The organism is Cronobacter turicensis (assembly GCF_041222865.1).
GTDB classification, from domain to species: domain Bacteria; phylum Pseudomonadota; class Gammaproteobacteria; order Enterobacterales; family Enterobacteriaceae; genus Cronobacter; species Cronobacter turicensis.
Map to the genome: position 1 here is coordinate 530162 of NZ_CP165997.1, position 12164 is coordinate 542325.

Sequence of the window (12164 nt, forward strand, 5' to 3'; positions counted from 1 at the left end):
TACGCAGTTTTTCAGAGCCCAAGGGTTCAAGAGTATAAACAACAAGCATATAAGGAAAAGATAGAATGGCTAAGGGGCAATCTTTGCAAGATCCGTTCCTCAACGCTCTGCGTCGGGAACGTGTTCCAGTTTCTATTTATTTGGTGAATGGTATTAAGCTGCAAGGTCAGATTGAATCTTTCGATCAGTTCGTGATCCTGTTGAAAAACACGGTCAGCCAGATGGTTTACAAGCACGCGATCTCGACCGTGGTGCCGTCTCGTCCGGTTTCTCACCATAGCAACAACGCGGGTGGCGGTTCCAGTAACTACCATCACAGCAACAACGCACAGCCATCTTCCGCTGCCTCTCAGGATAGCGAAGACGCCGAGTAAGGCCTGGCTGTTGCTCCATGTCGGGGGACCAGTTCGTCTGTGTTCCCCGCTGGTATTTTAAGAGGGTTTACGCTTGTTTGACCGTTATGATGCCGGTGAGCAGGCGGTGCTGGTACACATCTATTTTACGCAAGACAAAGATATGGAAGACCTCCAGGAGTTCGAATCCCTGGTCTCTTCCGCCGGTGTCGAAGCATTACAGGTGATTACCGGTAGCCGTAAAGCGCCGCACCCAAAGTATTTTGTTGGTGAAGGTAAAGCCGTTGAGATTGCCGATGCAGTCAAAGCCACTGGGGCGTCAGTTGTCCTTTTTGATCATGCGTTGACCCCGGCCCAGGAACGTAACCTGGAGCGCCTGTGCGAGTGTCGCGTTCTCGACCGCACCGGCCTGATTCTTGATATTTTCGCCCAACGTGCGCGTACCCATGAAGGTAAGCTGCAGGTTGAGCTGGCGCAGCTGCGCCATTTAGCTACGCGACTGGTGCGCGGCTGGACTCACCTTGAACGCCAGAAAGGCGGTATCGGCCTGCGCGGTCCGGGTGAAACCCAGCTGGAAACTGACCGTCGCTTACTGCGTAACCGTATTACTCAGATCCTCTCGCGGCTGGAGCGCGTCGAGAAGCAGCGAGAGCAGGGACGTCGGTCACGTACCAAAGCCGATATTCCCACCGTCTCTCTGGTGGGCTACACGAACGCCGGCAAATCCACCCTGTTTAACCAAATCACCACGGCTGAGGTGTATGCAGCGGATCAGCTGTTCGCCACGCTCGACCCGACTTTGCGCCGCATAGACGTCGCGGATGTCGGCGAAACGGTGCTGGCGGATACCGTTGGGTTTATCCGTCATCTGCCGCATGATCTGGTCGCCGCGTTTAAAGCCACATTGCAGGAGACGCGTCAGGCGACGCTGCTGTTGCATGTGATCGACGCGGCGGATGTCCGCATGGCGGAAAACATCGAGGCGGTTAATACCGTACTCGAAGAGATAGACGCCCACGAGATCCCGACGCTGCTGGTGATGAATAAAGTCGACATGCTGGAGGATTTCGAGCCGCGTATCGACAGAAACGACGAGAATGTGCCCATCCGCGTGTGGCTTTCCGCACAGACGGGGGCGGGCGTGCCACTGCTTTTCCAGGCCCTGACGGAACGTCTCTCCGGCGAAATAGTCCAGCATGCGCTGCGCCTTCCGCCGGAAGCCGGACGTCTGCGGAGCCGGTTTTACCAGCTTCAGGCGATCGAAAAAGAGTGGATGGAGGAGGACGGTTGCGTCGGGTTGCACGTTCGCATGCCGATTGTTGACTGGCGTCGCCTCTGTAAACAGGAACCGGCATTGGTTGACTACGTGGTCTAACCGGCTGGCCGAAGCCTGAAAATATTCCCCTTTGGGGGGTACCCGGATGGACTCAGGCGGGGTAATGACGCCCGCGCTTTTCGCTCCTGGCATGGCGAAAACGCACGGCATCACGCCGTCTGAAGAACGAAAGGTATATCACCGCATAACAAATATGGAGCATAAACATGGCGTGGAATCAGCCCGGTAATAACGGACAGGACCGCGACCCGTGGGGAAGCAGCAAGCCTGGCGGCAACTCTGGGGGAAATAAAGGCGGTCGCGAGCAAGGGCCGCCGGATCTGGATGATATCTTCCGTAAGCTCAGTAAAAAGCTGGGCGGTATTGGCGGTGGTAAAGGCGGCGGTTCTTCGCAAGAGCCGCGCAGCCCGGTCGGCGGGCGCATTGTAGGCATCGTCGCGGCCGCTGCGGTCATCTTATGGGCCGTCACCGGGTTCTATACCATTAAAGAAGCTGAACGCGGCGTTGTGACGCGCTTTGGCAAATTCAGTCATCTGGTTGAGCCTGGCCTTAACTGGAAACCGACCTTTATCGATGAAGTGGTGCCGGTCAACGTGGAAGCCGTGCGCGAGCTGGCTGCCTCCGGCATCATGCTGACCTCTGACGAAAACGTGGTGCGCGTTGAGATGAACGTGCAGTACCGCGTCACCGATCCACGTCGCTACCTGTTTAGCGTCGCCAACGCCGACGACAGCCTGCGCCAGGCAACCGACAGCGCCCTGCGCGGCGTTATCGGCAAATACACCATGGACCGCATTCTGACGGAAGGCCGTACCGTTATCCGTAGCGATACCCAGCGCGAGCTGGAAGAAACCATCCGTCCGTACAACATGGGCATCACGCTGCTGGACGTCAACTTCCAGGCCGCTCGTCCGCCGGAAGAAGTGAAAGCCGCGTTTGACGACGCGATTGCCGCACGTGAAAACGAGCAGCAATACATCCGTGAAGCGGAAGCGTACACCAACGAAGTCCAGCCGCGCGCGAACGGTCAGGCGCAGCGTACGCTGGAAGAAGCCCGCGCGTATAAAACGCAGACCATCCTGGAAGCGCAGGGTGAAGTGGCGCGCTTTGCGAAGATCCTGCCGGAATATAAAGCCGCGCCGGAAATCACCCGCGAGCGTCTGTATATCGAAACCATGGAAAAAGTGCTTAGCCACACCCGTAAAGTGCTGGTTAATGACAAAGGCGGAAACCTGATGGTGCTGCCGCTGGATCAGATGCTGAAAGGCGGTTCCGCGCCTGCCGCGAGCGACGACAACAACAGCGGCAACCCGCTGCTGCGCCTGCCGCCGGCCTCCGGCAGCGGCAACAGCGGCGCGAGCAACAGCGCGTCCTCTGGCCGTGGCGATATTATGGATCAACGCCGTGCCAACGCGCAGCGTAACGATTACCAGCGCGAAGGGAGTGAATAACGATGCGTAAGTCAGTCATTGCGGTAATCATCATCGTGCTGGTGGTGCTTTACACCTCAATTTTTGTGGTGAAAGAGGGTGAGCGCGGCATCATCCTGCAATTCAGTAAAGTCGTGCGCGACAACGATAACAAGCCGAAAGTGTACGAGCCTGGCCTGCACTTTAAACTGCCGTTTATCGAGTCAGTGAAGACGCTGGACGCCCGTATCCAGACCATGGATAACCAGGCGGACCGTTTCGTCACCAAAGAGAAGAAAGACCTGATCGTCGATTCATACATCAAATGGCGCATCAGCGATTTCAGTCGTTACTACCTGGCGACAGGCGGCGGCGATCTCTCTCAGGCGGAAGTCCTGCTGAAACGTAAGTTCTCGGACCGTCTGCGTTCTGAAATCGGTCGTCTTGACGTCAAAGACATCGTCACCGATTCCCGTGGTCGCCTGACTTCTGAGGTACGCGAAGCGCTGAACTCCGGTTCTGCGGGTACTGAAGATGAAGTCGAAACGCCAGCGGCGGATGACGCTATCGCTTCTGCGGCGAAACGCGTAACCGAAGAAACTAACGGTAAAGTGCCGGTTATCAACCCGAACAGTATGGCGGCGCTCGGTATTGAAGTGGTTGACGTGCGTATTAAGCAGATCAACCTGCCGGCGGAAGTCTCTGAAGCTATCTTCAACCGTATGCGCGCTGAACGTGAAGCGGTCGCCCGTCGTCACCGCTCGCAGGGCCAGGAAGAAGCGGAAAAACTGCGCGCGGCGGCGGATTATGAAGTGACCCGTACGCTTGCAGAAGCCGAACGACAGGCGCGTATCCTGCGTGGTGAAGGTGATGCCGAAGCCGCGAAACTGTTCGCTGACGCGTTCAGCCAGGATCCGGATTTCTACGCCTTTATCCGTAGCCTGCGTGCGTATGAGAACAGCTTCAACTCCAATCAGGACGTCATGGTGCTGAGCCCGGACAGCGATTTCTTCCGCTATATGAAAACGCCGGCCAATAGCGCACGCTAAGCCCTAACCCTTAACAAGAGCCGGTTATCACCGGCTCTTTTTTTATGCAGGTTTTACGCACAATGAATACAACGGTTTTACTGGCGCTAGCGCTGGTGCTGGTGGTTGAAGGGCTTGGCCCGCTGCTTTTTCCACGTCTGTGGCGGCGGATGATCCTCTCTATGACGCAAATGCCGGACACTTTATTGCGCCGTTTCGGTGGTGGTCTTGTGGTTGCCGGGATAGTGATCTACTACATGTTGAGGAAAACGATTAACTGAATAAAAATCGGGCAAAATCGACGAAATTTGTATACAAAAAGGGCTGAACATCAGCAAAGCTGGTGTTAGAATCCTTTTTTAAGCAAACGGTGATTTTGAAAAATGGGTAACAACGTCGTCGTACTGGGCACCCAATGGGGTGACGAAGGTAAAGGGAAGATCGTCGATCTTCTGACTGAACGGGCTAAATATGTTGTGCGCTACCAGGGCGGTCACAACGCCGGCCATACTCTCGTAATCAACGGTGAAAAAACCGTCCTCCATCTTATTCCATCAGGCATTCTTCGCGATAACGTCACCAGCATCATCGGTAACGGCGTTGTGCTGTCGCCTGCCGCGCTGATGAAAGAGATGAAGGAACTGGAAGACCGTGGGATCCCGGTTCGTGAACGTCTGCTGTTATCCGAAGCCTGCCCGCTGATCCTCGACTACCACGTTGCGCTCGACGTCGCACGTGAGAAAGCGCGCGGCGCCAAAGCCATCGGCACCACCGGTCGCGGCATCGGCCCGGCTTATGAAGATAAAGTCGCACGTCGCGGTCTGCGCGTGGGCGATCTCTTCGATAAAGCCACCTTCGCTGACAAACTGAAAGAAGTGCTGGAATATCACAACTTCCAGCTGGTGAACTTCTATAAAGTCGAAGCGGTTGACTACCAGAAAGTGCTCGACGACGTCATGGCGATTGCCGACGTGCTGACCAGCATGGTGGTAGACGTTTCCGACCTGCTGGATCAGGCGCGTAAACGCGGCGACTTCATCATGTTTGAAGGCGCGCAGGGCACGCTGCTGGATATCGACCACGGCACCTACCCGTATGTGACCTCTTCCAACACCACCGCAGGTGGCGTAGCGACCGGTTCCGGCATTGGCCCGCGTTATGTGGACTACGTGCTCGGCATCATCAAAGCCTACTCCACCCGCGTTGGCGCAGGTCCGTTCCCGACCGAGCTGTTCGACGACATCGGCGAATTCCTGTGTGAAAAAGGTAATGAATTCGGCGCTACCACTGGCCGTCGCCGTCGTACCGGCTGGCTGGATGCGGTAGCGGTACGCCGCGCCGTGCAGATCAACTCTCTGTCTGGCTTCTGCCTGACCAAACTGGACGTCCTGGACGGGCTGAAAGAGGTGAAAATCTGCGTCGCTTACCGTATGCCTGACGGCCGTGAAGTCACCACCACCCCGATGGCGGCGGATGACTGGGAAGGTATCGAGCCGATTTACGAAACCATGCCGGGCTGGTCTGAATCCACCTTCGGCGTGAAAGAGCGTGACGGCCTGCCGCAGGCGGCGCTGAACTACATCAAACGTATTGAAGAAGTTACCGGCGTGCCGATCGACATCATCTCTACCGGTCCGGATCGTACCGAAACCATGATCCTGCGCGATCCGTTCGACGCATAACCACTTCAGGGCGCGGTAAACGCGCCCTTTGTTTACCCGGTTTTTACCCGCCTTTTTCAAATAAATTAGCCGCCTGACATCTGGCTGGTTTATCATCAACATATCGCCCTCTGGGCGAACCGCGTTTTTCCCCTCCCATATTCTGAGGTTGATGTGCAGTTAACGAGTTTTACCGATTTCGGGCTACGGGCTTTGATCTATATGGCGTCCTTGCCGGAAGGCCGCATGACCAGCATTTCTGAAGTCACTGAGGTGTACGGCGTATCCCGCAATCATATGGTCAAAATTATCAACCAACTTAGTCGTGCGGGCTATGTGACCGCCGTGAGGGGTAAAAACGGCGGGATCCGCCTTGGCAAACCAGCCGCAACCATCCGCATTGGGGATGTGGTGCGTGAGCTGGAGCCCCTGTCTATAGTGAACTGTAGTAGCGCGTTCTGTCACATCACCCCTGCGTGTCGCCTGAAACAGGTGCTGGGTGACGCAGTGGCGCGTTTTCTTCAGGAACTGGATAACTACACGCTGGCCGATTTAGTGCAGGAAAACCAGCCGCTCTACAAATTATTGCTGGTGGAATGACGCATTCGCGCCACTGATGACAACGGAGGAACCGCTATGTCACACGATCCTTTTCAGGAACGAGAAGCTGAAAAGTACGCCAACCCCATCCCGAGCCGGGAATTTATCCTCGAGCATTTAACAAAACGTGAAAAACCGGCTAACCGCGATGAACTGGCGTCCGAACTCGGTATTGAAGGCGAGGAGCAGCTGGAAGCGCTGCGTCGCCGCCTGCGCGCCATGGAGCGCGACGGCCAGTTAGTTTTTACCCGCCGCCAGTGCTATGCGCTGCCGGAACGTCTTGATCTGCAAAAAGGCACCGTGATCGGCCATCGCGACGGCTATGGCTTTTTGCGCGTCGAAGGCCGGAAAGACGATCTCTATCTCTCCTCGGAGCAGATGAAAACCTGCATTCACGGCGATATCGTCCTGGCGCAGCCGCTCGGATCAGACCGTAAAGGCCGCCGCGAAGCGCGCATTGTGCGCGTGCTCGTGCCCAAGCAGAGCAATATTGTCGGACGCTATTTCACCGATGCGGGCGTCGGCTTTGTCGTGCCGGACGACAGCCGTCTGAGCTTCGATATCCTGATTCCACCGGAAGAGGTGATGGGCGCTCGCATGGGTTATGTGGTGGTCGTCGAACTGACCCAGCGCCCGACCCGCCGCACCAAAGCTATCGGCAAGATAGTGGAAGTGCTTGGCGACAACATGGGTACCGGCATGGCCGTCGATATGGCGTTGCGCACCCATGAAATCCCTTACGTATGGCCGAAAGCCGTCGAAGAACAGATTGCGCACCTGAAAGAAGAAGTGCCTGAAGAGGCTAAAGTAGGGCGCGTTGATTTGCGCAACCTGCCGCTCGTCACCATTGACGGCGAAGACGCCCGCGACTTTGACGATGCCGTGTTCTGTGAGAAAAAACGCGGCGGCGGCTGGCGCCTGTGGGTGGCTATCGCCGACGTCAGCTACTATGTACGCCCGCCTACGCCGCTTGATAACGAAGCGCGCAACCGCGGCACGTCGGTTTACTTCCCGTCGCAGGTTGTCCCGATGCTGCCGGAAGTGCTCTCCAACGGCCTGTGCTCGCTGAATCCGCAGGTGGATCGCCTCTGTATGGTCTGCGAAATGACCATCTCCGCCAAAGGCCGTCTCACCGGCTATAAGTTCTATGAAGCGGTTATGAGCTCGCACGCCCGCCTCACCTACACCAAGGTATGGCATATCCTTCAGGGCGATGAAGATCTGCGCAGCCAGTATCAGCCGCTCGTGAAGCATCTCGAAGAGCTGCATGTGCTGTATAAGGCGCTGGAAGAAGCGCGTACCGAGCGCGGCGGCATTTCGTTTGAAAGCGAAGAAGCGAAGTTTATCTTCAACGCTGAGCGCCGTATCGATCGCATTGAGCAGACCCAGCGTAACGACGCGCATAAGCTTATCGAAGAGTGCATGATCCTCGCCAACATCTCGGCGGCGCGCTTTGTCGAGAAACATAAAGAGCCGGCGCTGTTCCGTATTCACGACCGTCCGACCAACGAAGCGATTACCTCGTTCCGCTCTGTGCTGGCGGAGCTGGGCCTGGAGCTGCCGGGCGGCAACAAGCCGGAGCCGCGCGATTACGCCGAGCTGCTGGATTCCATCGCCGATCGTCCCGATCACGAGATGCTGCAAACCATGCTGCTGCGCTCGATGAAGCAGGCGATTTACGATCCGGAAAACCGCGGCCACTTCGGCCTCGCGCTGCAATCCTACGCGCACTTTACCTCGCCGATTCGCCGCTACCCGGATCTTACGCTGCACCGCGCTATCAAATATTTGATAGCGAAAGAGCAGGGCCATGAAGGCAACACCACCGAAAGCGGCGGCTGGCACTACACCATGGAAGAGATGCTGCAACTGGGCCAGCATTGTTCCATGACCGAACGCCGCGCCGATGAAGCCACCCGCGAAGTGGCGGACTGGCTGAAGTGCGACTTCATGCAGGATCAAGTCGGACAGACCTTCTCCGGCGTGATTTCAAGCGTCACCGGCTTTGGTTTCTTCGTGCGCCTGACCGATCTCTTCATCGACGGCCTGGTGCATGTCTCGTCGCTGGACAACGACTACTACCGCTTTGATCAGGTAGGTCAGCGGTTGATCGGCGAATCCGGCGGCCAGACGTACCGTCTGGGCGATCGCGTCGAAGTGAAAGTCGAAGCGGTTAACATGGACGAGCGTAAAATCGACTTCTCGCTGATCTCCAGCGAGCGTGGACCGCGTAACGTGGGTAAAACCGCGCGCGAGCGCGAGAAGAGAGGCGGTAATGGTGGCGGTGGCGGTGGCGGTAAAAATCGCAGCCGCCGTCAGGTCGGCAAACGTCAGAATTTTGAGCCTAACGAAGCCTTTCGTAACGAGAAAGGGCGCGGAAAGGTAACGAAAGACGGCGGCGCCGCGAGACCGGAGAAGAGCGAAAAACCGGCGAAAAGCGGTAAAAAACCGTCGGCGAAGACGCAAAAAATCGCGGCCGCGACTAAAGCGAAGCGCGCGTCGAAGAAAAAGCGCGACGAGTAATCGTGGGGGCCTGCACGCCAGGCCCGATTGATCACGTATTGCCTAACACCGGGCGGCTCGCCGCCCATAACGAGTACCATTCATGAGTGAAATGATTTACGGCATCCACGCGGTGCAGGCCCTGCTGGAAAGCGCGCCCGAGCGTTTTCAGGAAGTGTTTATTCTTAAAGGGCGTGAAGACAAACGTCTGCTGCCGCTGATCCACGCGCTGGAAGCGCAGGGCGTGCCGGTACAGGTGGCAAACCGCCAGTGGCTGGATGAAAAAGCGGATGGCGCGGTGCATCAGGGTATCGTGGCGCGCGTAAAGCCGGGGCGTCAGTATGGCGAAAACGATCTGCCGGATCTGCTCGCGGCGCACGCCCAGCCGTTCCTGCTGATCCTGGACGGCGTAACCGATCCGCATAACCTCGGCGCCTGCCTGCGCAGCGCCGATGCGGCGGGCGTGCATGCGGTGATCGTGCCAAAAGATCGCTCCGCGCAACTCAACGCGACCGCCAAAAAAGTCGCCTGCGGCGCGGCGGAAAGCGTGCCGCTGATCCGCGTTACGAACCTCGCGCGCACCATGCGTCTGTTGCAGGAAGAGAATGTCTGGATCGTCGGCACTGCGGGCGAAGCGGATCACACCCTCTTCCAGAGCAAAATGACCGGCCCCCTGGCGCTGGTAATGGGCGCGGAAGGAGAAGGGATGCGCCGTCTTACCCGTGAACATTGCGATGAGCTTATCAGCATCCCGATGGCGGGCAGCGTCTCTTCGCTGAACGTCTCGGTGGCGACCGGCATCTGTCTCTTCGAAGCCGTGCGTCAGCGCAGCTAATCTTAAGACCCTCTGCGGAGGGTTTTTTATTGCGTCCAATTCCTGTGTAAAGTTTTATTAAAGCGCCAGAAACGATAAACTCCGCTGCTACTATAAGCGCCACAGGCTATTTGCCTGTTTAATCAATACCTCTAACTGGACTCAGGAGATGCAACCGTGCAGACATTCCACGGACTGATGGCGTTTTGCGCTTACTTTTTTATCGGGCTGGCGATGATTAACTGTTTTATGTTCATCTACACCCGCATCACCGCTCATGACGAGTGGACATTAATCAAAGAGAATAACAGCGCGGCGGCGATTACGTTCGGCGGCGCGATTTTAGGCTATGTGGTGCCGCTCGCCAGTGCGGCGATCAACTCCGTCAGCATTACAGACTATCTGATTTGGGGGGCGATCGCGCTCGTCGTCCAGCTTATAATCTACGGCGGCGTGCGTTTATACATGCCGAAACTGAGCGAGAAAATTATTAACCGTAACGTTGCGGCCGCCATATTTATGGGCGTGGCGTCGCTGGCGGGCGGTATTCTGAACGCGGCCTGTATGACCTGGTAAAAGGCAATCACAAGGAAGGATATGACGGCAGCAAGGAAAAGACGTGGCAAGAAAAAAAGTGGGCATCCGGTTGCTAATACCTCGGATCTGAAATTTCTTCCACGCCCGGAGCCGGAACGAAAAGGGCCGAAAATACTCACGCTCGCCATCATGGGCGGCGCGGCGTTTTTCGGCCTCAAAGCCTGTCAGGATTCTGGCGATAACGACAATGACGGCGACGGGGTTTATTACTCGACGCCCGAGGAGTGCCGTGAGGACGGGAATCCGGCAGATCTTTGCACCAACGCCTGGAATACCGCCAAAGCCGAATTTGAAAAAGATATCCCGCCGAAACTCACCTGGGACGCCTGTAGCACCGCGTATGGCAATAACTGCTATTACGACAGCGCGGCGAAAACCTGGGTGCCGATGATGGCGGGCTTCCTGCTGGCGAGCAACAGGGACAAAAAACGCGAGCTGGATGACTCCTCGTCGTCGTATTACACCTCAAGCTCCGGCTATCACTACTACTACACGCGCCCCGTCTGGCAAAACGCGTCTGGCGATTATGTCTGGCGCGGCGGGCAGCGCTCCGGTGCCAGCGCCAGCAGTCACAGCACCGTGACCCGCAGCGCCACAACGATTTCCCGCGGCGGCTTTGGCCGCTCATCCAGCTCCCGCAGTAGCTGGGGAGGATAAATGCTGCGCCATCAGACGCCGGTGCGCCCGGATCTCGCGCGTATCGCGCACGAACACGGCTTTCACTTTCATATCATCGATGATGAAATCTACTGGGATGAAAGCCGCGCCTACCGCTTTACGCTGCGCCAGATTGAAGAGCAGATAGAAGCGCCCACCGCGGAACTGCACGAGATGTGCCTTGACGTGGTCGACCGCGCCGTGCGCGATGCGCATATCCTGGAGCGGCTCGCCATTCCTGAGCTTTACTGGGACGCCATCGCCCAAAGCTGGAAAGACCAGGATCCATCGCTCTACGGGCGCATGGATTTTGTCTGGACCGGGCAGGGGCCGGTAAAGTTACTGGAATACAACGCCGATACGCCCACCTCGCTCTATGAATCCGCCTATTTCCAGTGGCAGTGGCTGGAGGATGCGCGCCGCCAGGGGGTTATTCCGCGCGATGCCGATCAGTTCAACAGCCTCCAGGAGAAGCTCATCGCGCGTCTTGCTGAGATAGCGACGCCTGAGCCGCTCTATTTCAGCTGCTGTCAGGAGTCCGAGGAGGATCGCGGCACGGTGCTGTACCTGGAAGACTGCGCGCGGCAGGCGGGCCTTGAGACGCGTTTTATCTATATCGAAGAGATCGGTCTTGGCCTTGGCGGTGTGCTGACGGACTTAGACGATAACGTCATCCGGCAGGCGTTTAAGCTCTATCCGCTGGAGTGGATGATGCGTGACGACAACGGCCCGCTGCTCTGTAAGCGCGCCGAGCGCTGGTATGAGCCGCTGTGGAAAAGCATTCTCAGCAATAAAGGGCTGTTGCCGCTGCTTTGGGCGCAGTTCCCCGGCCATCCAAACCTGTTACCGGCGTGGTTTAACGACGATTTCGCGCGCGAGCGGCATGACGTCGCGCAGGCGCTTTCCGGTTACGCAGGGTACGTTCGCAAACCGCTATTTTCACGTGAAGGCGGCAACGTGACGCTGTTTGATAACGCCGACCAGGTGCTGGCTCATGAAGAAGGCGATTACGGCAACGAGCCCGTTATCTGGCAGGCGTTTCAGGCGCTGCCGCGGTTTGGTGACAGCTATACGCTGCTCGGCAGCTGGATCGTCGGCGATGAGCCTGCGGGCATCGGCATCCGCGAAGATGGCTCGCTTATCACCAAAGACACCTCGCGTTTCATTCCTCACTATATCGCCGGCTGACGGGTTTTCGCTTTTGTGA

Annotated in this window: 12 protein-coding genes; all 12 read left to right on the plus strand. The window is 57.1% G+C overall.

Annotation, left to right across the window (positions count from 1 at the left end; all coding sequences use genetic code 11):
* Nucleotides 1-65 precede the first annotated feature (65 nt).
* The 12 genes from hfq to AB8W27_RS02600 all read left to right on the plus strand — a co-directional run bounded on the left by hfq (nt 66) and on the right by AB8W27_RS02600 (nt 12145).
* Nucleotides 66-374: an RNA chaperone Hfq gene (hfq, locus tag AB8W27_RS02545; protein WP_007702119.1), complete on the plus strand. Its 309-nt coding sequence runs from the start codon at nt 66-68 to the stop codon at nt 372-374.
* Between the two features lie 73 nt (nt 375-447).
* Nucleotides 448-1728 carry a ribosome rescue GTPase HflX gene (hflX, locus tag AB8W27_RS02550; RefSeq protein WP_015742594.1) on the plus strand — a complete coding sequence of 427 codons (1281 nt, stop codon included), beginning with the start codon at nt 448-450 and terminating at the stop codon, nt 1726-1728.
* Nucleotides 1729-1895: 167 nt separating this feature from the next.
* Entirely contained in the window at nt 1896-3140 is a 1245-nt protein-coding gene (gene hflK, locus AB8W27_RS02555; RefSeq protein ID WP_007764448.1) for an FtsH protease activity modulator HflK, read from the plus strand.
* Between the two features lie 2 nt (nt 3141-3142).
* The gene (gene hflC / locus AB8W27_RS02560) at nt 3143-4147 is read left to right on the plus strand and encodes a protease modulator HflC (RefSeq protein WP_007764447.1); all 1005 of its coding nucleotides are present in this window, start codon (nt 3143-3145) and stop codon (nt 4145-4147) included.
* Nucleotides 4148-4209: 62 nt separating this feature from the next.
* Nucleotides 4210-4407: a DUF2065 domain-containing protein gene (locus tag AB8W27_RS02565; RefSeq protein WP_007764444.1), complete on the plus strand. Its 198-nt coding sequence runs from the start codon at nt 4210-4212 to the stop codon at nt 4405-4407.
* A gap of 102 nt (nt 4408-4509) precedes the next feature.
* Complete coding sequence (locus AB8W27_RS02570; RefSeq protein WP_007764441.1) at nt 4510-5808, plus strand: adenylosuccinate synthase; 1299 nt, start codon at nt 4510-4512, stop codon at nt 5806-5808.
* Between the two features lie 153 nt (nt 5809-5961).
* Nucleotides 5962-6387, plus strand: coding sequence for a nitric oxide-sensing transcriptional repressor NsrR (gene nsrR, locus AB8W27_RS02575; RefSeq protein ID WP_004385299.1), 426 nt, complete (start codon nt 5962-5964; stop codon nt 6385-6387).
* A 36-nt stretch (nt 6388-6423) separates the two neighbouring features.
* The gene (rnr, locus tag AB8W27_RS02580) at nt 6424-8910 is read left to right on the plus strand and encodes a ribonuclease R (RefSeq protein ID WP_015742592.1); all 2487 of its coding nucleotides are present in this window, start codon (nt 6424-6426) and stop codon (nt 8908-8910) included.
* A gap of 82 nt (nt 8911-8992) precedes the next feature.
* Nucleotides 8993-9724 (plus strand): 23S rRNA (guanosine(2251)-2'-O)-methyltransferase RlmB, encoded by a 732-nt coding sequence (gene rlmB / locus AB8W27_RS02585; RefSeq protein ID WP_015742591.1) that lies wholly within the window; start codon nt 8993-8995, stop codon nt 9722-9724.
* A 156-nt stretch (nt 9725-9880) separates the two neighbouring features.
* Entirely contained in the window at nt 9881-10279 is a 399-nt protein-coding gene (locus AB8W27_RS02590; RefSeq protein WP_007764406.1) for a DUF350 domain-containing protein, read from the plus strand.
* Nucleotides 10280-10300: 21 nt separating this feature from the next.
* Nucleotides 10301-10957 (plus strand): DUF1190 domain-containing protein, encoded by a 657-nt coding sequence (locus AB8W27_RS02595; RefSeq protein ID WP_015742590.1) that lies wholly within the window; start codon nt 10301-10303, stop codon nt 10955-10957.
* A complete protein-coding gene (locus AB8W27_RS02600; RefSeq protein WP_015742589.1) occupies nt 10958-12145 on the plus strand; it encodes a glutathionylspermidine synthase family protein in 1188 nt (395 codons plus the stop codon).
* Nucleotides 12146-12164 lie beyond the last annotated feature (19 nt).